At 45.0% G+C, this 22979-nt stretch carries 19 protein-coding genes; 3 read left to right on the forward strand and 16 right to left on the reverse strand.

Features of this window, described 5'->3' with window-relative positions:
• Positions 1–209 precede the first annotated feature (209 nt).
• From capA to yghU, 7 genes are all read right to left on the reverse strand, one after another.
• Complete coding sequence (gene capA, locus H9653_RS01200; RefSeq protein WP_191689836.1) at positions 210–2291, reverse strand: caprolactamase subunit alpha; 2082 nt, start codon at positions 2289–2291, stop codon at positions 210–212.
• Between the two features lie 40 nt (positions 2292–2331).
• On the reverse strand, positions 2332–4095 hold the full coding sequence (capB, locus tag H9653_RS01205; protein WP_191689838.1) for a caprolactamase subunit beta: 1764 nt from the start codon (positions 4093–4095) through the stop codon (positions 2332–2334).
• Between the two features lie 358 nt (positions 4096–4453).
• Entirely contained in the window at positions 4454–4660 is a 207-nt protein-coding gene (locus H9653_RS01210) for an EamA family transporter (protein ID WP_225211547.1), read from the reverse strand.
• Between the two features lie 27 nt (positions 4661–4687).
• Positions 4688–5932, reverse strand: a complete 1245-nt coding sequence (locus H9653_RS01215) for a DUF819 family protein (RefSeq protein ID WP_191689840.1) — start codon at positions 5930–5932, stop codon at positions 4688–4690.
• A 224-nt stretch (positions 5933–6156) separates the two neighbouring features.
• Complete coding sequence (locus H9653_RS01220) at positions 6157–7821, reverse strand: DEAD/DEAH box helicase (RefSeq protein WP_191689842.1); 1665 nt, start codon at positions 7819–7821, stop codon at positions 6157–6159.
• Between the two features lie 619 nt (positions 7822–8440).
• The gene (locus tag H9653_RS01225; protein WP_225211548.1) at positions 8441–9517 is read right to left on the reverse strand and encodes a DUF1176 domain-containing protein; all 1077 of its coding nucleotides are present in this window, start codon (positions 9515–9517) and stop codon (positions 8441–8443) included.
• A 447-nt stretch (positions 9518–9964) separates the two neighbouring features.
• On the reverse strand, positions 9965–10846 hold the full coding sequence (yghU, locus tag H9653_RS01230) for a glutathione-dependent disulfide-bond oxidoreductase (protein ID WP_191689844.1): 882 nt from the start codon (positions 10844–10846) through the stop codon (positions 9965–9967).
• Positions 10847–11178: 332 nt separating this feature from the next.
• On the opposite strand from yghU, the gene H9653_RS01235 reads away from it, so the two are divergent.
• On the forward strand, positions 11179–12555 hold the full coding sequence (locus H9653_RS01235) for a DHA2 family efflux MFS transporter permease subunit (protein WP_191689846.1): 1377 nt from the start codon (positions 11179–11181) through the stop codon (positions 12553–12555).
• 99 nt (positions 12556–12654) lie between these two features.
• On the opposite strand, the gene bfr (H9653_RS01240) is transcribed toward H9653_RS01235, so the two are convergent.
• The 3 genes from bfr (H9653_RS01240) to H9653_RS01250 form a co-directional block, all read right to left on the reverse strand.
• Positions 12655–13137, reverse strand: a complete 483-nt coding sequence (gene bfr / locus H9653_RS01240) for a bacterioferritin (RefSeq protein WP_102076432.1) — start codon at positions 13135–13137, stop codon at positions 12655–12657.
• Between the two features lie 70 nt (positions 13138–13207).
• Positions 13208–13696, reverse strand: coding sequence for a bacterioferritin (gene bfr / locus H9653_RS01245; RefSeq protein ID WP_068405485.1), 489 nt, complete (start codon positions 13694–13696; stop codon positions 13208–13210).
• Between the two features lie 458 nt (positions 13697–14154).
• A complete protein-coding gene (locus H9653_RS01250; protein WP_191689848.1) occupies positions 14155–14346 on the reverse strand; it encodes a (2Fe-2S)-binding protein in 192 nt (63 codons plus the stop codon).
• Positions 14347–14632: 286 nt separating this feature from the next.
• Here H9653_RS01250 and H9653_RS01255 point away from each other — a divergent pair, with 286 nt between their 5' ends.
• A complete protein-coding gene (locus H9653_RS01255; protein ID WP_144296175.1) occupies positions 14633–14956 on the forward strand; it encodes an ArsR/SmtB family transcription factor in 324 nt (107 codons plus the stop codon).
• 138 nt (positions 14957–15094) lie between these two features.
• Here H9653_RS01255 and H9653_RS01260 read toward each other — a convergent pair whose 3' ends face one another.
• The 5 genes from H9653_RS01260 to H9653_RS01280 all read right to left on the reverse strand — a co-directional run bounded on the left by H9653_RS01260 (position 15095) and on the right by H9653_RS01280 (position 20475).
• On the reverse strand, positions 15095–15817 hold the full coding sequence (locus tag H9653_RS01260) for a sulfate/molybdate ABC transporter ATP-binding protein (protein WP_082894303.1): 723 nt from the start codon (positions 15815–15817) through the stop codon (positions 15095–15097).
• Between the two features lie 73 nt (positions 15818–15890).
• Positions 15891–16859, reverse strand: a complete 969-nt coding sequence (gene cysW / locus H9653_RS01265) for a sulfate ABC transporter permease subunit CysW (RefSeq protein WP_191689850.1) — start codon at positions 16857–16859, stop codon at positions 15891–15893.
• Positions 16859–17740, reverse strand: coding sequence for a sulfate ABC transporter permease subunit CysT (gene cysT, locus H9653_RS01270; protein WP_068405497.1), 882 nt, complete (start codon positions 17738–17740; stop codon positions 16859–16861). Before cysT ends, cysW begins: the two co-directional genes overlap by 1 nt.
• A 222-nt stretch (positions 17741–17962) precedes the next feature.
• Positions 17963–19063: a sulfate ABC transporter substrate-binding protein gene (locus tag H9653_RS01275; protein WP_191689852.1), complete on the reverse strand. Its 1101-nt coding sequence runs from the start codon at positions 19061–19063 to the stop codon at positions 17963–17965.
• A gap of 236 nt (positions 19064–19299) precedes the next feature.
• Positions 19300–20475, reverse strand: a complete 1176-nt coding sequence (locus H9653_RS01280; RefSeq protein ID WP_082894297.1) for a sulfate ABC transporter substrate-binding protein — start codon at positions 20473–20475, stop codon at positions 19300–19302.
• A gap of 383 nt (positions 20476–20858) precedes the next feature.
• On the opposite strand from H9653_RS01280, the gene H9653_RS01285 reads away from it, so the two are divergent.
• Positions 20859–21392, forward strand: coding sequence for a hypothetical protein (locus H9653_RS01285; RefSeq protein WP_191689854.1), 534 nt, complete (start codon positions 20859–20861; stop codon positions 21390–21392).
• A gap of 95 nt (positions 21393–21487) precedes the next feature.
• Here the strand turns inward: H9653_RS01285 and sat are convergent, their stop codons facing one another.
• Complete coding sequence (gene sat / locus H9653_RS01290; RefSeq protein ID WP_191689856.1) at positions 21488–22741, reverse strand: sulfate adenylyltransferase; 1254 nt, start codon at positions 22739–22741, stop codon at positions 21488–21490.
• Positions 22742–22979: the final 238 nt, after the last annotated feature.

Genomic DNA, 22979 nt, shown 5'->3' on the forward strand with positions numbered 1-22979 from the left:
GTGTGTAAAAATAGCTATCACAAAATTGATAGGCATTTAGGTATCATGCCAGCTAATAAAATGTCGTTCTCCTTTATATCATACCTGTATGACGACTGGATTTCTAAATATGATGCGTACTAAATACGATATCAAAAATAAAATCAGGCATTAAATGAGGTTAATGCCTGATGGGAAAACTAGAAAGCGATAACGATAAAAACAGCAAGCTAAGCGGCTTTGGTCAGCTTATAAGTGCCCGTCTCATGCAATTCTGCTTGCCAGCCTTTTTTAATCACAATCGTGGTGGTTGGTTCTTGAATAAGCGCCGGCCCTGCAATCATTGCCCCTGCCCCAAACTCTTCACCATTATAGATAGGCGTATCAATCCATTCGTATTCTTGATCCATGATCATCTCACGGCTACCTACTTGCGCTTGACTGACATCACCTTGTTGCTTAGCAAGCTCTGGTAGCTTGGGCTTACTGATTTTACCGATGACAGCGACTTCGATATTGACCAGCTCGACCTTGTTGTCACACTCATCATAAGTATAAAGCTCTTTATGACGGTGATGGAAGGCTTCCAAAATCGTTTGCACGCTATCGACATCAAGCTTGCCATTGGGTATCAGCACATTACACTCATGCACCTGCCCGACGTAGCGCATCTCCATGGTACGCTCGATGATGATATCATCTTCTGCAAAGCCATCTTCTAACAGCTTTTGTACGCCTAGGCTTTCTAGCTCGTGTAAGGTAGCATTAAGCGACTGTAGCTCTGAATCTGGCGCAATAATCATCATCTGCGTGGCCAGATAGTTATATTTAATATCAGAGATGATTTGACCAAAGGCGCAAAGACAAGAGGCAATCTTTGGTATCAAAATAGTACCAATCCCCATCTCTTCGGCCAAATCGACAATATGCATGCCACCTGCGCCGCCGGCACAAATAAGCGCAAAGTCGCGAGGGTCATAGCCTTTTTCAATGGTAATACGGCGGATACCGTTTGCCATATTCTGGTTGACGATGGCACTGATACCAAAGGCGGCATGTGCCAAGTCAATTTTTAATGGATCGGCGATGTGTTTTTGCACCGCTTGCAGCGCTTTGTCTTTATCCAAAGTCACGCATCCGCCTAGCACGGCATCGGGCTCAAGGTAACCTAACACCAGATTAGCATCGGTCACCGTTGGCAACTCACCGCCTTTACCATAAGACGCAGGACCTGGGGTCGCGCCAGCACTTTGTGGACCGACCTCGAGCATCCCAAAGTTATTTACATGACCAATAGAGCCGCCGCCCGCGCCCAGCGTTTCAACATGAATCATCGGCACGCCAATACGATTGCGTAAAAAATCAATATCACGGTTTAGGCTCGTTCGACCAGATTTGGCCATCGTGATATCAAAAGACGTCCCGCCCATATCAACGGTGATAATGTTATCAATGCCAAAGGCGCTAGCAATATACAGTCCTGCTTGCGGTGCTGATGCCGGTCCTGAATTTATGGCATTAACCGCGCGTTCACGCATGATGTTACCGACCGCAAGCCCGCCATTCGACTGAAAGTAACGGACCGGCTGCTCAGCGCCGAGTGCCTTAAAGTAATCATCAATCTTATGTACATAAGACGCCATAACCGGGCTTAAATAGGCATTAACCAGTGTCGTTGAGGTACGCGTATATTCCTTAATCTGCGGATATACTTCACTACCGCAGCAGACAAACACCCCCGGCATATGCTGCTCAATCAACTCTTTGGCACGTTGTTCGTGCTCGGTATTACGGATAGACCACACAAAAGAGATGGCAACCGCTTGCACGTCTTGCTGTTTTAACACTTCAATCGCATCGAGGATATCTTGCTCATTTAACGGCTCGTGTTCGCTGCCGTCTGCCAAGATACGACCACGGATAGGAAAGCGGCGGTCACGCGTGGCAATCTGCGGCGCTGGCGGGTAACTGGCATCGTAGCGGTGCCCTTCTTCTTTGTGCCCTAAGCGTATCTCGATACTGTCTTCATGTCCTTTGGTACATAGCAAGCCTACTTTCACACCTGTCATCTGAATCAGCGCATTTAGGGCGACGGTCGTACCATTAATACACAAGTCACAGGTTTGAATGATGTCCTCGATAGGACGGTTAAATTTGTTGGCAATTTGCTGGAGACCATTGGCAATGGCTAGGGTGCCATCCTCTGGGGTTGATGGTGCTTTAAACAGATGAATATCACCGGTTTTTTCTGCCAAGACAAAATCTGTAAAAGTCCCGCCAGCATCAACGCCAATACGAAAATCGTTGTTCATAAGTCATCCTTAACTCAATCATGAAAGTTCAATGTGTGTTTTATGCGGTTATCTGGCGGCGTAAGTACTCAGTCTCAGCTTCATTGAGCGCCAGAGTTTCTGGGTCAAGTACCACGCCGTATTCAATCTTTGCCGCAGCAATTGAGATAATTCTTTCTTTTACATCCTTGATGACCGCTTGAATATCGCGATCAAATGAGCTGCCGTAGCCGCCGCCACCCGGATTGATATTGCGCGCGCGTTCACCCGGCGTGATTTCCGTAACAGTGTTTTTTCTATATAAGTCCGTTTGCCCGTCTTTATGTAGTATCTCTAGACGCCCAACTTTTAGCTCAGGTGAGATTTGTTCCGCGCCGCCAGCGCCCATAGTAGGATGCTGACGACCTTCGCCAAAGGCAATAACCGTCATAGTATGGTCTAATGGTTCAACTTCCCAAACCGTACCACAGCCGCCGCGGTACTCGCCTGCGCCGCCGCTGTCTTCTGCCAAGCCATACTTATGGATTAAGATAGGATACTGGTACTCTAACAGCTCAATATCTCCCGAGCTTAACGCCCCAAAGCAGCTTAATGGTCCACAAGCATGCCAGCCATCCATTTGTTGTGTAGCACCTGCGCCTGAAATAATAGACGCCAAAATCATGGTGACGTATTGCTCGCCAGTTTTTGGGTCAATCCCAGCGATATTAATCCCTGAAGAATGCCCCCAAGAGGCGGTAACACGCTCAGGTGCCGCTGCTTCAAATGCCATACGTACCGCATCGGTTAAGGTTTCCATCGGCGTGGTCGTACAGTTGACGTGCGGCGCCGGTTCTTTGGCATTACATAAAGTGCCATGCTCACCCAAATCAACGGTCACACAGCGGTATAAGCCTTCGTTATACGGCGGCTCTACTTGGGCAAACATCATTAGCCCAAGCAATACTCCTGACATCGAGTTACCAGCATAAGAGTTGATAAAATAAGGGACTTGCGGCGGACTGGTGATTTTAATATGTACATCACTGTCTTTGATGACAATGTCGGCGCTGATGGTCATATCACCCAAGCCATGACCTGAGTCTTCTAATACCGCCTCGCCATGATAATCGCCATCTGGGATAGACGAGATTAACGAGCGCATATGATGGTCAGCCATGCTCTTTAGCTCTTCAATCGCTCCACGTACCGTCTCAACACCGTATTTGTCTAGCAGCGCAATCATATTACGCTCGCCGACGGCGCACGCGCCGTACTGAGCATTGAGATCGCCTTCTTGATTACGGCGCGAGCGCATATTGCTGTGCAGCAAATTAATCACATCATGGCGTTTGACGCCTTTTTCCCAAAGCTTAATGGGCGGAATGCGTAAGCCTTCGGCATATATCTCTTTGGCATCAGGGTTATAGCCGGCTGGCACAGGGCCACCGATATCAGTGACATGACCTTTGCAGACCGTCCAAAAGACCAGCTCACCTTTATAAAACACCGGCTTATACATACAGCAATCTAGGATATGGCTGCCCATCATCACAGGATCGTTATGATAAATCACATCGCCTTCATGAATGTCATCACCATAATATTCGGCGACGGCTTTCATGGCGGGCATCAGTGAGCCTAAATGAATGGGAATGTCTTGCCCTTGCAAAATCATCTCAGGCAGATGATCAAACAGCGCATTACTATAGTCATGAGCTAAGTTAAAGACACTCGAACGGGCGGTTTTTTCTAAGGTGGTTGTCATCTCACGCTGCGCCGTTTCTAGGGCGCCACGTACGACAGACAAGGTAATAGGATCTATAGAGGGGTGAGCGTTGCTCATGAAAGACTCCTTGTCGAGAAATTTGGGTCAGAACAAGCGCATTTATATAGGCGAAATAAAAGAATATACCGATCTATATGACCATTTATCCTTATCCTTCAGCGCGCGCTTTATCTGGCTTATCATCTATCCTAATGATCAAGCTTTTTCACTATAGCGAGGTTTTGGTCAAATAGATGGACTGTGTGTGCAGAGTTTTTGACTGTGAGTGTACAGATGTAACGATAAGCAGCCTGTTTTTACGGTTATCATAGTGCGATATAAAGCGTTTAGCATAAAAAAAGAGCAATGCCTCATATGTGCGGCACTGCTCTTTTTGTCTATTCTTACTAACTCCAATTGTATACGTTATTCAATACTAGGTACGAACCGCCTTTCTCCATAGTCCTATCTTTATATTAGCCAATACCAGCCCAGATAAGATAAGCACCATCGCTAGCATCTTCCACCATGTGACCACCTCTCCTGTAAACAACACTGAAGTCGCCACCCCAAACACGGGCACCAGTAAGGCAAATGGCATCACCTTAGAGGCGATATTTTGGCTAAGCAGATGCGCCCACAAAACACGCCAGCATTTAGTTAGGTGCTATCACCCCACCACCAGCCGCATCATCTGGGTACTGATATAACCACCAAAAGTGCCCACGGCATAACCTAAAATACCCAAGAATACGCCAACTGGAGCCAGTGACGGATGAAATGCTGTAGCGACAATCGGTGCTGATGACGCGCCGCCGGTATTGGCATTCGAGCCAACTGCCAAAAAGAAGAATGGCGCACGAATCATTCTAGCAACCGCAAAAACAATCACAACGTGAATACTCATCCATAGTAGACCAATGAGTAGTAAGCGCCACTGCGAGACAATGCCCGCTAGATTGATTTGCATGCCGATAGCGGCGATTAAGACAAAGATAAACACCGTACCGATTTTGGAGGCGCCAACATGGTCAAGACGGCGGATTTTGGTAAAGGAAAACACCACCCCTATTAAGGTGATAATCACCACCATCCAAAAGAACGAGCTGGCAAAGCTATATTGTACTGCCCAACTATAAGGCGCAAAGAAGCCTGCTATATGCCCGCCTGCGAAATGCGCCACCCCGACCATGGCAAAACACAAGCCAAACATCACCATCAAATCATTGATAGTAGCAGGACGCGCATGGTCTCGCTCATAGCTTTCCACCGCGGCAATCACTTTATCAATACTACTGCTATCCGCCCGTAAAAACTTATCTATCTTCGCGCTGTGCTTGGCCATAACCAAAATCGCCAATAGCCATAATGAAGCATTGGTGGTATCGACCAAAATCATCATGCCAAATAAATCATCACTGACGCCAAACAGCTCTTTCATCGCCGCTTGGTTTGCTGCCCCGCCAATCCAGCTACCCGCGACCGCTGAAAACCCGCGCCATAAGGTATCGTCGTTGAACATCTCAGGCGAAATCCATTTGGCAATACCTAAGCTAATCGGCCCACTAATAACAATGGCAATACTAGCCGCAAAAAACATCGCAATGGCTTTCCAGCCTAAACCTAATATTTTTGGCACATCCATCGACAAGGTCATCAATAGCAAACTGGCTGGCAACAGATAGGTGGCGGTAAAGCCATAAATCTGTGAACCAATACCATCAGCAAAGACACCCAAGCTATTTAGGGTTGCAGGAATAAAGCAGCACAAGACAATACCCGGCAGTACGGCATAAAAGCGGCGCCAAAACTTACCAGGCAGCCCTTGGGTATAAAACACCAAACCAATAATGGCCATGATAATGCCAAAGGCTAACGGCAGATTACCAATGGCTAAATGAGAAATATCGGGCATCAGACAGCTCCGCAGCACACGATGATTAAAAGCCTGTCAGTATAGACAAGGCGAAAAAGACGCGCAAGCAACGATATAGCATTGTTGACTTTTTATTAGTGAAACATACAAGTATTTTGACGCACAAAAAAGCCAGATAACAAGTATCTGGCTTTTTAATATGACGCTATATGATTAATAATGACATTTATTTAAGCCATTATTAACCATTCATTATAACGTTATTACGAGTTTCTACCACGGTTGCCGCCTGTTGGACGACCTTGACCACGGCTGTCAGAGCGATTCGCTGGGCGACCTTGGCTGCCACTTGGACGACCGCGACCGGTTGCAGCGCGATCGCCGCGTGGTGCGCTGGTACCGTCACCACGGCTAGGCGCGCCTGTGCGTTTGCCTTGATAGGGTTTGCCACCTGAGCGCTCACTTGGCTTGCCTTGATAACCGCTGTCATTGCTGGCGCGTTGACCAGTCGGCGCGCTGTCGCTTGAGCGACCACGGCCTTGACCATTGCCGCCGCCGTTTGAACGACCTGCATAACCGCCTGCTGAACGACCACGACCTTGACCACCGCCGTTAGAGCGTCCGCGACCACGGCCACGACCATTACCTTTGTTTTCGCTCGGTACATAAGTCTTCTTAGGTTCCATACCTTCGATGACACAGACTTCCATTTTGCGATCTAAGTAACGATTGATAGCGTTTAGCTGTGGACGATCATCCATGCTACATAAGCTGATAGCAATACCAGTACGACCAGCACGGCCACAACGACCGATACGGTGGACGTAATCTTCAGTTTGACGTGGCAAGTCATAGTTAATAACGTGTGAGATCGCTGGTACATCAAGACCGCGAGCAGCAACGTCGGTCGCTACTAGGATTTTAACCTTGCCATTACGTAAGTCTTGTACGATACGGTTACGCTTGCTCTGCGGCAAATCGCCATGTAGGAAACTGGCTTTATGACCAGCTTCTTGCAGCTGTTTGGCCAATTTTTCTGTACTACGTTTGGTCGCTGCAAAGATAATGATTTGTTCCATATCTTTGTCACAAACAACTTTATCAAGCAAACGGTTTTTGTGATCAAAATCATCACAGTAGTATACTTTTTCTTCGATATGCGCCGATTCAACTTTGATTGAAACGCGCTCAGGATTTTTGGTGAAGCTCGCCGCAATCTTGCCAACAGGGCCATCCCAAGTCGCTGAACACATAATCGTTTGACGATTATCAGGTGCCGCTTTCAAGATATCGTTGATATCATCAGCAAAACCCATGTCTAGCATACGGTCAGCTTCGTCAAGTACCAACACTTCAAGGTTTGATAAATCAACGCGACCGGCTTTGATATGGTCAAGTAAACGACCAGGCGTCGCAACAATCACTTGAACGCCTTTTCTTAGCGCAGTAATCTGACCGTTGTACGGTGCGCCGCCGACTAATGGCACACAGAACAGACCGCGCATGTCTTTTGAATAGGTACGAACGCTGTCATGTACTTGCTGAGCAAGCTCACGCGTTGGCGTTAAGATAAGGGCTTTGGTTAATTTGTCAAAGCTAGTGGCACGGCTTAAACGGTCAAGTACTGGGATAACAAATGCCGCAGTTTTACCACTACCGGTTTGCGCTGACAATAATAAGTCGCGACCCGCTAGAGCAAAAGGAATGGCTTGTTCTTGAATAGGTGTTGGGTTGGTATAGCCAACGCGGTCAAGCGCGGTCAAAATCGGCTTGGCAATATCAAGGTCGCTAAAAGTGATTTTATTTTCTTCAGCAGCGTCAGTAGTAGCCGCTTGATTATTGGTATCAGCAGTTGCAGTTGTGTTTGGGGTATCAGTGCTGTCGATGATGCCGTTTTCAGCGGCGATAGCAGATAAGATGTCAGTCATAGTAATCCTTGGTAAGTATAAGCTGCTGTAAATTCAGCAAGCTTGATGCATACCACTGATAACCGTTCATCACGACGCATTTATAAAATTATTGTCTCACCTTAAAAAGGCTTAACAATCAAAAGCCAAGCCATAAAGCTTGTCAATATTATAAAGGCGTTCGTGCTGTCTGACGTATTTTGGTGGTAGTGCCGAGTGTCTTATCCTTGTTTGCTAAAAGCGCATTATCAATGCTTTGTCCAAAGCAGATAAAGGCTGGTAACAACCAATCTAACCGATATAGCGGTCAGTAGATAAGATATGAGTCAAAAATAACGGATTTTTCACTATTAATAGAAAAGGTTATTTAAGTACACAAAATCATCGGCAACAATTACTTATGGTCATCCTAGACCCAAAATCGCAGGCGATGTTATCAATCTCATAATTCACGCTAGTCTATGCTAACGTGGCGACGCAGTATAGCACAACATTAGCGCAAACAGTACCTATTTTTCTGTTTATGATAAAAATAGGTCATATCTCAAACAATTTAGGCTTAAAAACCGCTGCGCCAGTCTTTAATACAGCCGCTTGAACGCTTTTATCTTTAATGTAATAATTTCTAACATACGCGCTATTAACGCGACATTTTCACTTCCGTCACATAGGTTGGCAATTGCCAAGCGCCGCCCGCCTCTATCAGCCGGCACATACCTGTGGTGCTTTCATGACTTTTCTCAAACGCTCTGCCTGTCCATACCCATTCACTTTTGGCTAAACAGTCGCCAAGCCCGCGGCCTTTTTGCACCGAGGTTATTTTACCATCGCCATAATCGGTCGCGCTTGTCGTCACCAAGCTCGGCTTATAAGGCTTAGTGTCATTGAATACCCAAACACCCGTACCCGTGTTATAAGCGCCCGTCCAACAATCATGCTGGGCGAGCAGCTGCTTACTGTTTAAACGGCTGACGCGCCACGCTGTCTTATCCGCTAAGTTTGGACATTCAGTGTTGACATCTTTCATAGTGGTTTTCATCATCTCTGCCAACTGCGATGAGCGCATGGCAAATTTTTTCTTACTACTAGAGAGGGCGTTAGGATTAGGAGTGACCAGTCGTAGTGAAGGAGCGGCTTGCGGCGATAAGATGCCACTATTAGATTTACTGGTGTTATTGCTAATAAAAGCGCTTGAGGTCCCTACCCGGCCTTGAGCTTCGTCGGCTTTGAGCATCACTGCACTGGCCCCTTTATCCGATAACTGCCAGCGCGTATTGCGAATCACTAGCTCAATTTTGCTTGATTTGGTCAAGGCATCAAGCAGCGCGCTCACCTGCGCTGAGGTTAGCTCGGCATGACCTGCGGCTACTGAGTAAGGCTTGGTTTCTCCATAATCTCTATCATTAATAAACAGTGAGATACGATGGCGATTACCAAGCTGCATCAGCGCTTTAGCAGAGCTTTCTTTAGCGCCGCCAAGCTTTACTTTGCCATCGACGGTAGCGTTTGCTCCTGCGCGGCGTACCAATAGTAAAGACACAGGTAAATCGCTATTATTCTCCGCTTGGTAACCTGCCAGCCGGCAAGTACGCGTATTGTCGCAAGCGACTTCCCAATCTTGATTACTAAAGCTTACAGGCGTGGCAGCCTGCGTCACTGAACTCAATAAAGCGGCGCTAAGGGCAGCAAATAACGGTAGTATCATTTTTTTTGTCATGAATAAAGGCAACTTTTTTATTTTTATCGAAATGTTTTTTCTATGCGGGTTGTTTTTGCTAGGAGCATTGTCTGTTAGCAGACTACATGCGCGATGGGATTGACGAGTGAATGGTAAAGGTAGAAAAACCATCTCGTTGAATAGAGGTAGTAGTATAGGCTGAGTTTTATTATTCTTCATAGTCATTACTCATTAATAGAAGAAATATCAACACCTGCCCAAGAAGGCGGTGGCTGCTATCTTAACGTACTAATGTTTCTATCTGTTATACTAATGTACCATTATGTAAAGACGAAAGTATAGTCAAAAAGCGATATATCGATAAATATATTTGGAATAACGAATATTAGAAAAGCAAAAGGTTAACAAGCAATGGCTTATTAAGCTTTTTATGAAAACTTATGTTTTGCTACGACTATTTAAATATAAACTGATAAAGTTAAACCTTTAAACAATAGGCTTTAATTCTAACTCTACGGCGCGTTTTACCGCTGGACGGTCGGCGATTTTTTGTGCCCAACGTTTGATGTTTTTGTAATCATCTACTTGTAAAAATTCTGCCGCATCATAAAGCTTGCCAAGCACCAGCTGACCGTACCACGCCCAGATAATCATATCAGCGATATTATAGTCCGCCTCATCATTACCGCACATATACTCGTGGTCTTTGAGGTGCTTATCTAGCACATCAAGCTGGCGTTTGGTCTCCATCGTATAGCGATTGATAGGATACTCTAGCGGTTCGGGCGCATAGGCGTAGAAATGCCCAAAACCGCCACCTAAAAACGGCGCACTACCCATCTGCCACATCAGCCAAGACAGACAATCTGCGCGCGCTTTACCTTGCTGCATTGGGATAAATTTGCCAAACTTTTCCGCTAAATATAATAAAATAGCCCCCGACTCAAAAAGCGCAATAGGCTCGCCAGCATTTTTATCATTTAAAGCATCAGTATAATCAACCAGCGCCGGGATTTTAGAATTGGGGTTGATAGCGACAAACCCTGAGCCAAATTGATCGCCCGCAGAGATATCTATTTTGTAGGCGTCGTACTCAGCGCCTTTAACATTCAGCTCGGCAAGCTCCTCTAACAAGATATTTACCTTGACGCCATTCGGGGTATTTAGTGAATACAGCTGTAAAGGTGCATCGCCGACCGGTAATTTTTGCTCATGGCGCGCGCCAGCTGTTGGGCGATTGATACTGGCGAACTTACCACCATTTTCGCTGTCGTTTTTCCATACTTTAGGCGGCGTATAGGCTTTGGTATGGTTGTTTTGAGTGTCATTATTTTCGTCATTGTTTGATTGATGATTGTCACTACTCATAATAATTCCTATTTTTTTTGTTGTATAAAACAGAGCCAAAGCGAGACTGAGGCGGCAAAAGATTTATATTAGTCTCACGTCGTCCTATATGATAATTCTACTATAGCAAATCTTTAGTTAAAGCCCTGTCTTGTAACCCATTTTTAAAAGTAACGAGCACGAGTATCAAAGCGTTTGAGAACACACTTCTTATGAATGAGCTTACACCGTTACTTTGCTACTCTTTAACTCATAGGCGGTTATTTTTATACTAGCCCAACTTAACAGCTTTTTAGAGATAGGCTTAACAACAGAAGTCAAAAGATGAGGTCAAAAGACATGGTGATGACAATATGGTAACCCTAACCCCAACGCAAGATAAATACCTACCCTATGTCTTGGCGGTGGCGCTATTTATGCAGATTTTAGATGCTACCATCTTAAACACCTCTTTGCCGCAAATGGCGCAAGCCCTTGGCGAGTCACCATTAAAAATGCAGTGGGCGGTTATTAGCTATGCGCTAACCTTGGCGATTTTTATTCCTATAAGCGGCTTTTTGGCTGATAAATATGGCACGCGGCGGGTGTTTTTATATGCTGTAATCATCTTTTGTATCGGCTCACTATTGTGTGCCGCCTCCCCAACGTTGAATTTATTGATTGGTTCGCGCGTCATCCAAGGTATTGGCGGCGCGATGATGACCCCTGTGGCGCGTCTCATATTGGTCAAGTCCTATCCACGTAATAAGCTGTTAACCGTGATGAACTTTGCGGTGATACCCGCGTTAATCGCGCCCCTAGTTGGACCAGTATTGGGCGGTTATATCGTGCAATATACCAGCTGGCATTGGATATTTCTCATCAATATCCCGATGGGTATATTTGGTTTTATCATGGGTAAAAAGCTGGTACCTGCTTTGTTTGAGGACACCAAGCGTTTAGACTGGACGGGTTTTGCTTTATTTGCTGCCGCCGCTTGCGGATTTACTTTGGCGGTCGAGTTTGGCTCACAGACTGGGCGTGGGTTTTACGGTTTGCTACTCGCACTCGGCGCTAGTATCTTGATAGGCGCGTATGTGTGGCATGCCAAACGCCGTGCAGCGCCATTATTTCCACTAAGTTTATTTGATATTCGCACTTTTCGTATCGGTATTACTGGCAACTTATTCACCCGTTTAGGCATCAGCGCCGTGCCTTTTTTATTGCCGCTATTACTACAGGTGGTGTTTGAATACTCACCGTCACAAGCGGGTTGGCTGCTTGCACCTATTGCCGTTGGTGCAATCGGTATCAAGCCTTGGGTCAGTAAAATTATTCAGCGTTTTAGCTACCGCAAGGTGTTGGTGGTCAATACCTTTTTGATAGGCCTGCTTATTATTGTCTTAGCACAGTTTAATGATGCGGCAAATTGGATTTGGTTTATCCCTATTTTGACCGTTATGGGTGCCTGTAACTCCATGCAGTTTAGTGCCATGAATACTATTACTATCGGCGACTTAGAGGGCGCGCAGACCAGTAGCGGTAACAGCTTAATGGCGGTCAATCAGCAATTAGCGATTAGCTTTGGTATCGTCTTTGGGGCGGCGGTCTTGAATCTACTGCGGGAACGCTTCGAGCTTGATACCTTGGTCGCCTTTCAGACCACCTATTGGATACTGGGTATATTAACCATCCTTTCAGGTTTATACTTTTTACGCCTCAAACCTGAAGACGGTCGCGGCTTGTATTAAGTTAAAACATTAAACATAAAAACGCCAGCGTAACCTAAAATTAGTTAATCTAAAACTTATCTTAGGTTACGCTGGCAAGTAACGGCAATTCTTATAACTTTAAGGCGTGTGGTCATCATCCATTTGTGACTGAATATAATTTTCAATGCCAACGTCTTTAATCAAGTCCTCTTGGGTTTCAAGCCAGTCTTGATACTCTTCATTGCCATCTTTTAGGATAACCAATAAATGACGCGAGACATAGTCATGCTTGCTCTCGCACAAGGTAATTGCATCAGTGATGATAGAGAACTTCTGCTTTTCTAAGCGCAAGTTGCAGTCAATCATTTCAGGCACATCTTCTGCGATGAACATTTTGCCGTAATCTTGCAGGTTTGGCAGACCGCCTAACAATAAAATACGCGCAATAAGATCATCCGACCATTTCATCTCTGCAATAGATTGCTTATAGAAATTTTCGTTTAATGCCTCTAAACCCCAATGACGGGCAATACGGGCGTGCAAAAAATACTGATTGATGGCGATTAATGACTGACCGAGCACTTGATTGAGTGCGCGAATAACTTCTTTATCCCCTTTCATGCTGTTCTCCCTGTCCTGCTTATTCATTTATCAATTTAATATTCGTGAAAACTGCTTAATATATAAAACACTAAACAATATCAGGAGACACTTCCGCCATCTGGCTTTGTAAATAATTGGGCAGACCAACCATATCAATCAGGCGCAGCTGCTGCTCTAACCAATGGGCATGATCTTCTTCGGTGTCTTTGAGCTGCTCAACCAACATCTCACGCGTCACATAGTCGTGCTCTGCTTCACAAAGCGCAATACCGTCTTTTAGATGCTGCTGTACTTGATATTCTAAGTCCAGGTCCAATTGCAGCATTTCAGGTACCGTTGCGCCAATATTAATCTCATTGACGCGCATCTTCGGCGTACCGCTTAACATCAAGATACGACGGATAATCGCCTGCGCGTGCTGCGTTTCATCTTGCATCTCATGGTGGATACGGTCGTATAATTTACCGTAATGCCATTCTGCATACATCTCAGAATGAATGAAGTACTGATCACGAGCCGCAAGCTCGCCACCTAATAAAAAATTTAAATAATCAATGACCTTTTGGCTGCCTATCATGACTCATACTCCTATGTTTTTATTTGGCTACTAATACATTCACAACTATAAATATAGTTAAAGTACCATTCGTAAACCAATCAGTAAAGACTAAAACCCATCAAACGTCTTACAAAGTTAGATAGATATAGTAGCATAGGCACGCCGTAGCGCTTGTAACGATATGAACTAAGAATAAGATGCTAATTGAGAATTATAATTAACTCGCTTACACCGATAGCGTTTAGCGAGTAATCTTAATAGGTGATTTATGAAGGCAAACAGAGATAAAGGATAGCCGCACTCGCCTTTTGGGTTACTTATCGTCTTTCATGGTGATGGCTTTTAACCATAAATAACCATAAAAAGATGATTTGAACGCGGATAAAGGCGAATTGGCGGCTAAAACACTACAGATAGAGGGAAAGCAGAAACGGGATTTGAACGGATTGGCAATAGAAGTGGAAACAGGTAAATACTTAAACTGCGTAGGCCAACGCATCAAGCTTGGTATGATGTTCGTCAAGAAAGTCGTTGACCATAGGTTCGCAGCAGCCACAGCACGTCGCTACATCAAGGGTGTCTTTTAACCCCTCTAATGTGTCAATGCCTGAAGCAATGGCAGCTTTGATTTGTTTGTCTTTGACGTCGTTACAGATACATACGTACATGTGCGGCTCCTACTATGAATATCTAGCTAATTATGCTTTATAATAACGATAATTATTACCATTTACAATAGTATTTGGTATATTTATCCGTCATATTAGGTACAGCTAAAAGATATATTACCCTAACTTTATCCATGTAACTGAATACAGTCTTAGGTGTAACCACAAAGTACCAAAGGTAGTAAAATGGCGACGAACTGTAAATCTGCTCATTTTTTAATCGTTTTTACCGTTAACTGCTGTTATATTGACCCCCTATTAACTAAATCTATATTGGAATTGTTCTATGTCTAATAATAATTCTACGATACAGCCGCTTGAGTTATTTAAAGTCTTGTCTGACCCAACGCGCTTAAAAATTTTTCAAATCTTATTTAATAAAGAGTCGCGCTGTGTTGGTGAATTGGTAGAAATACTCGATCAGCCGCAGCCGACCATCTCGCGTCACTTAAATCATTTGAAAAAACTGGGCATTTTAAGCTGTGTTCGTGATGGGACGTGGATGTGGTACGAGGTGTCTGATGATTTGCCAAAATGGTGCCAAGATATTTTAGAAATCACCTATAAGCAAATATCAACTAAAGACATCAATATGCCAAAGCCTGCTTAATGTCAAAAAAAGCAGATTGAGAAAGTCTAATGACAAATAATTGAGCACATAAAAAAGACCTATCATTGATAGGTCTTTTTTGTTTTTAAGCGTTGTTTTAAAATACGCCCTTAATATAAATACGCCTTCAAGCCTAAATTAGACTAGATCTAAAAAATCACTGACAAAGGCGTTTGCTGGCTGGTGAATCAGCTCCTCTGACGTCCCTACCTGCTCGACGCGGCCCTGATTCATCACCACAATCTCATCCGATACCGCCCGCGCCTCTTCTTGGTCGTGGGTTACCATAATGCTCGTAATACCCAGCTCGTGGTGGATATTTTTTAGCCAAGTGCGCAGCTCTTTACGGACTTTGGCATCTAGCGCGCCAAACGGCTCATCGAGTAATAATAGTTTTGGCTTTACTGCCAAGGCTCGTGCCAGCGCGATACGCTGACGCTGACCACCTGATAATTGATGCGGATAAGCATTGGCAACTTGCGGCAACTGTACTAGGTCTAGCAATTCAGCAACGCGCTTATTGATATCCGCTTTACTTGGGCGCTCATTCTTCGGTAGCAAGGTTAAGCCAAAGCCGACATTATCGGCGATGTTTTTGTGGCGAAATAACGCATAGTGCTGAAACATAAAACCAATATGGCGCTTTTGCACTGGTGTATTGGTGACATCGAGCTCATCAAATAATATCTGCCCAGAGTCTGCATACTCAAGACCAGCAATGATACGTAGCAAGGTGGTTTTACCGCAGCCTGAAGGACCAAGCAACGTCGTCAACTTGCCTGTTGGTACAGTAATATTGATATCATCTAAGGCGGTAAAATTACCGAATTTTTTATTAACGTTACGAATCTCGATGCTCATAATGGGTTCTCTTATTATATTTTTGGCTTAACATGGCAAGTGGTTTTACGATGCTTAATGTATAGAATAACGCTTATAGACGACCGCTGCTTTCTGCTAAGGTTGCATCTTTAGCGTCTTTAGCATTTGATGCATTGCTAGCATTGGCACTCACTGGCAATTCAGGCGCACTAACTAAACGCTCAGACTTGGCAAATTTGCGCTCTTGCAGCTTAGTCATCACTTGTTGTATTAGCAGCGTTACCAGTGCCAAGGCAGCAAGTAAGCTCGATAAGGCAAAGGCCGCAGTAAAGTTATAATCGTTATAAGCAATCTCAACCAATAGCGGCATGGTATTGGTTTCACCGCGGATATGACCGGAGACTACGCTGACTGCGCCAAACTCGCCCATTGCCCGTGCATTGGTCAAAATCAAACCATACAGCAGCGCCCATTTGATATTTGGTAGCGTCACATGCCAAAAGGTCTGCCAACCTGTCGCACCTAGCGTCAATGCTGCTTGCTCCTCGCTATCACCTTGCGTCTGCATCAAAGGTATCAGCTCACGGGCGACAAACGGAAAGGTCACAAATAACGTCGCTAAAATAATCCCTGGTACGGCATAAATCACCTGAAAGCCCATGCTTTCAAGCCAGCCACCAATGGTAGAGTTCAGCCCGAACAACAGCACAAACATCAAACCTGCAACCACCGGCGACACCGAAAACGGTAAATCAAGCAATGTCGTCACCAGCTGCTTACCTTTAAATTGATAACGGGTCACGAGCCAAGCAATTGCAATACCCATCACCATATTAATCGGCAATACAATCGCCGCAGTAATCAAGGTTAATTTAATCGCTTGTAAGGCTTCAGGGTCGACCAGTGAGGCAATGTACAACTGCCAACCATTTTTAAAGGCTTCATAAAAGACCGCGAACAGTGGCACGACCAACATGATGACCATAAATAACACCGCGATGGTGATAAAGGTACGGCGTATCCATGGCGTGTCTTTAGTCGCTGGGTTGCTTTGGTAGTCGTAGCTATTAGAAATTTGCATTAGCGGGCTCCTACGCGGCGCGACAGCTTCCACTGTACGATGTTAATGGTCAATAAAATTACAAACGAAATCAGTAGCATAAAAAGTGCGACAGCGGATGCGCCTTGCACATCAAACTGCTCAAGCTTACTAATAATGATTAAAGGTAAAATCTCAGACTGCATCGGAATATTACCAGCAATAAAAATCACCGAGCCATACTCGCCAGTGGCACGGGCAAACATCATACCCGCGCCCATCAGTAAAGCCGGCAATAGCTCTGGCAAAATTACCTTACGAAAGGTCGTTAAACGATTGGCACCCAATACCGCCGCCGCTTCTTCGAATTCAACGGACAATTCTGCAAGCACTGGCTGCACCGCACGGACGATAAACGGAAAGCTGACGACCACTAAAGCGAGCCAAATACCGAGTGGCGTAAAGGCGACTTGGATGTCAAATTTGGCAAACCACTGGCCGATTAAACCATTGGGTGCATAAAGAGTCGCAAGCGAGATACCGGTAACCGCTGTCGGTAGTGCAAATGGCAAATCAACCAAGGCATTAATCAGCGACTTACCCCAAAATTCATAGCGCACCAGCACCCAAGCGACCAGCGTACCAAACACCATGTTGGTTAGCATCGCCAAAAACGACATCCATAAACTGAGTTTGATAGCAGCAGTGACTTGCGGCTGAGTAATGGTTTCCCAAAAACCCGTCCAGCCCATTTGTGTCGTGGTATAGGCCATCATGGCAAACGGTAGCACCACCAGTAACGATAAGCTAAAGACGGTGATGCCCATGCTTAGCCCAAACCCTGGTAGCACATTGCGTTGACGCAAGCGCGTCAGCCACCCTTTCTTGATGGGTTTGCTGGCAGGAGAAGTTGTTGCACTCATAGTGATGTCCTATTGCCTAACTGCTGGCGCTTATTTGCTGCTTGTAAGCACCACGTGCTATCAGATGTATTTAATGTATTTATTATGGGTCTGTGTAAGCGATAAAGGACATAGCGTGGGTAGCCATGTCCTTTAGGTGCTTGGACGTTACGGTAAAACTGACGGTTTAAATGCTATTTAAGAAAATTTCTAAATAGCACAATCAGTCAGCGTACTAGCGGCTTACTTTGGTGCATTAATGGCTAACTGATCGAACACGCCGCCATCGCTAAAGTAAGTGCTCATGATTTCATCCCACGTACCAAAGGCATCGTTTGGACGGAAAGTATCGATAGGTGGCAACTTATCGCTGTTTTTATCAAGCACACTCTTCACGCTTGGGCGAAGATATAAGTTAGCTGCCAATTGCTGTGCAGGCTCGCTCCATAAGTAATCAAGATAGGCTTTTGCCGCATCGGTGGTGCCCTTTTTGTCAGTCACGGTTTTCACAACAGCGACTGGGCTTTCAGACTTGATAGAGTATTTTGGATAAACAATATCGACTTGCCCTGCACCAAAATCTTTGGCAGCCAAGTTGGCTTCGTTTTCAAAGGTGACCAAGACATCACCGATACCGCGCTGAACAAACGTCGTCGTCGCTGCACGTCCGCCATTCTCATAGACTTTGACGTTTTTCAGCATGTCTTTGACGTAGTTTTTGGCCTTAGTTTCATCTTTATTAAAGGCATGCAAACCATAACCATAAGCGCCTAAAAAGGCATAACGACCATTACCCGTGACTTTTGGGTTGGCCATGACAATCTCAACGCCTTCTTTGGTCAAGTCTTGCCAATCATTAATGCCTTTTGGATTGTCTTTACGCACCAAAAATACGATGGTACTGGTGAAAGGTACGGCGTTGTCTGGGAATTTGCTTTCCCAATCAGCCTCAACCAAGCCTTTTTGCTCAAGTAATTCGATATCAGAGCCTTGGTTCATGGTCGCCACATCGGCTTGTAAACCATTAGCCACCGACAGGGCTTGCTTACTTGAGCCGCCGTGCGATTGCTTGATTAAGATATTGCTGTTAGGATTCTCGCTTTTATAGTGCTCAACGAATAATGGGTTGTAGTCTTTATAAAAATCACGTGCCACATCATAAGAGACGTTTAGCAGTTCGATGTTTTGTCCTTCTGCGGCAGCTGGCGTGCCTTCTGCATTAGCAGTCGTTTCTGTCTTTTCGTTATTGCTACAGCCCGCAAGACCCAAGGTCAATGCAACGCCTGCAATGCTCAAGACGTTAAGTGTTTTACTTCTTTGTTGATAGCTTGCTGCGTCTTTCATAAATCCCTCAAAGGTGTCTGATAGATGATATTTATTAAATGATGCAAGTATGCTAACAGCGCCAGCTTATTATGTTTAATGATGAATATGCGTATGTTATTGCCAAAATGGAATAATGAAGTAATGGTGATTAAAATATAGCCTTATCAAACACTTAAACGAGAAATTTCTTAAATTGCCTTTACACTTTTATTATTCGCTAATGAAAATTGCTTATAACTATGTAAAACGCAGCTCTACTTCACTCTCGCCAGCTGATCAAAACGCCCGCCATCGACAAAGAACGTCGCCATGATGCTTTCCCAATCACCAAATACCGCCACAGGCTCAAAGGTTGCAATTTCAGGTAAGGTCTTGCTGTGTGCGGCAAGCACCTTGGTATTACTAGGGCGCATATACATCTGTGCCATCAGCTCTTGTGCGGGCGTCGACCATAGGCCTGTTAAATAGTCATTTGCCGCGGCGGTGGTGCCTTTTTTATCGGTTACGGTTTTCACCACAGCCACAGGGTTGGCAATCACAATCGAGTAACTTGGATACACGATATCGACTTTTCCCTTCGCGAACTGCTTAGCAGCCAGATGCGCTTCATTTTCGGTGGTGATTAAAACATCACCAAGACCGCGCTGGGTAAAGGTCGTGGTGGCAGCGCGCGCGCCATTGTCATAGGTGACGACGTTTGCCAGTAGTTTTTTGATAAAAGTATCGGTTTTGGCGGGGCTTTGCACCTTTTCTTTAAAATGATGTAAGCCGTAGCCATAAGCGCCCAAAAAGGCATAACGCGCCGTGCCACTGGTCTTGGGATTTGGCAATACTACGGCAATATCGTTACGCGCCAAATCTGACCAGTCTTTGATGCCTTTTGGGTTGCCCGCACGAACTAAGAGCACCATGGTACTGGTATAAGGCACGGCATTGTTTGGCAATGCCTGTTGCCAATCGCTAGCAACCAAGCCTTTTTCAACCAGCAAATTCATATCGCTTTCTTGGTTTAAAGTAACGACGTCCGCCTGCAAGCCATTGGCGACCGCCAGCGCTTGTTTGCTCGAGCCGCCATGCGATTGGTTGATATTCACCTTGATACTTGGGTGTTTTTGCTGATAATTTGCATTAAACAACGGGTTGTAGTCTTTATAAAAGTCGCGTGAGACATCATAAGACACATTTAATAAATCAATATTTTTTGCCTCGTTTGCGGCGTCATTTTGGTTGGCTTCGGTAGGGTTGCAGCCTGTGATCAGTACCGCCGCTGCAAGCACACTACCAAGACCAAAACTGCTGGTAAGATTGACGGTAAAACTAAAGCGATTGGTGAGCACTGTGCCGATGCTTTTAGGTTGAATGGCGAAAGAAGCACGCGCATTGATATGCTTGTGAGATGTTTTTTGGCCGCTCTTTTTATTTGGCTGCATATTTGCTCTCGATAGGAACGTTGTTCTCTAATAATAGGGATAAAAACCTTGCATTTCGAAATTTGGTTCTATGGATAATGAGCAATATGCTAACAGCCTGTGAGACAATTGCTTAGTGACAAATACGCTTATCGAGTGATTAACTTGGCATAAGTAATTTTATTAGTTATTCTAAAGTGCTTGTCTTTCCTCGGTATTTTTGTAGTTTTGTGATAAGCAGACACTTTTGAGTAAGTTACGGTATTGCTTAGGCTCTAGACGAGCCTCTATAGAGTCGATATTATCCCTTAGCTTGTTGTATATCAGGCGCTGCACTGATAAAACTTAGCCCATCCGCTTTCACTTATTTCCTGTTTACCAACCCCTTTAATAAAGGTAATGCAATGATCAAGTCTCCACCTCGTCATGCCCGTCAGTCACGCTTTTTTGTAGGTATTTTAACGACCTCTATCGCTTTATTGGCCTTAAGTGGCTGTAATAACGTAACGCCAAGCGTTAATAACCAAACGATTCAGCAACCAAACGCTGCTGTCACACCAGCGGTGCAGACGGTCGTTGGCGATTACGCCTCTGACGGTTATGCCAAGCGTGCCCAAGGCTATGATTGGGTGGGTGTGATGATAAGAGCTGACGGCGCAGACAATGGCGAGCAAATTGATATTAAGGTACGAGCGCGTGGTGATGTGAAAAAACCAACTTGTCACTTCGATGGTAAAGCGACATTAATGGGACAAGACGAGGCGCACGGTGTCATTTTTCAAACTAAGGTCAATGACAGTACGGCGTTCTTTCAATTTAAGGATGACACCTTGTCTATTGATAGCCAAGATAAATACACGCTGAATTATTTTTGTTCGGGTGGTGGCTCAATCGTTGGCGAGTATCAGAAGCTTGAGGGAGATTTAGAGCTGCATTAACCGCTTTAATGGTTGGCTTTAGATAATAAAAAAGGTGTCAGACGTTTAATCTGACACCTTTTTTAATACTTTTATTGATGACGATAAAATATTACTTAAACCGCAGATGCACCGACTAATTTCACCTCAGCACGTTCCTCTTTTGCGATACCCGCATAATAACTGCGCAGAATCTCTAGTACTTCAGGACGGCTAAAGTTCTCTGGCACGTCCTCATCTTCTGATAGTGCTTTACGCAGCTTCGTGCCTGATACTTTGACATGCTCAGATGCTTCATGCGGGCAGGTTTTATCAGAAGCCATGGCATTACAAGCATTACACCAAAACGTCCAGCCAATTTTTAACGGCTGAGTAATCAAATCATCTTTACCGACATATTCAAAGATAGTCTGCGCATCAAAGGCACCATAATAATCACCGACACCGGCATGGTCACGGCCGACAATCAAATGACTACAGCCGTAGTTTTGACGGAATACCGCGTGTAGTAGCGCCTCGCGTGGTCCGGCATAGCGCATATCGAGCGGATAACCGGCTTGAATGACGGTGTCTTGTCTAAAGTAATTATCAATCAAGGTTTTAATCGCTTCTTGGCGTACTTCAGCTGGGATATCGCCCGGTTTGAGTGCCCCGAGCAATGAATGAATCAATACCCCATCGCAAATCTCGATAGCAATCTTGGCTAGATATTCGTGTGAGCGGTGCATCGGATTACGCGTTTGGAAAGCGGCGACCGTTTTCCAGCCTTTAGCATCCAGTATTTCCCGCGTTTCAGCAGGGGTTTTATAAATCTCTGGGTATAAAGTTGGGAACTCGCCTTCGCTTAATACTTCGACACTACCTGCAATGTTTACTTCACCTTGGTTGAGTACTTGTTGTACGCCCGGATGCTCAGAATCTGTGGTGGTAAAGACTTGTTGACACTCATGGGCTTTATCGATGGTATAAGTCTCTTCTACCGTTAAGATGCCCATAATCTCGCCATCTTTCGCAACCAATGCGACTTTATCACCTTGGTTTAGGCTGTCGGCAGTCGCTTTAGGCGCTGATAAGGTGATGGGAATCGGCCAAAACAAGCCAGCATTGTCGCCACTCTGCAGGCGCATATCATCCACGACGCCCTGCCAATCTGCCTGATTCATAAAACCATTTAGCGGCGTAAATCCACCAATACCGAGCATAATCAAATCGCCACGCTCACGAGAGCTTAAGGTAATCGTCGGCAAGCTGCTGGCAATTTTCAATGCTTGGTTGCGGGCATCACCCTTTAATAGTAACGGTTTTAGCTCGCTGCTGCCGTGCGGCGGCACAAGTTTTGATGAGGAGAGATTGGGATTGGTAGATGTCATTTTTAAAACCTTAATAATGAAATTGAGAGATAGTTGGTCAGGAGAATGAGCGCTTAAATTTGATAAACATAGGCTACCTAACTTTGGTTATGAAAATTTATGCTGACTTTGGATATACATATGTCTTAAAGGAATTTATGTTTATAGACGCAAGCTTATATGATGTGACTCTGAATTGTTTACCTTGCGACTGGCAATAAGATCGATTACACACGCAAATCATTTTCGTCGCCGCTTT

The organism is Psychrobacter communis (genome assembly GCF_014836505.1).
Taxonomy (GTDB): Bacteria; Pseudomonadota; Gammaproteobacteria; order Pseudomonadales; family Moraxellaceae; genus Psychrobacter; species Psychrobacter faecalis.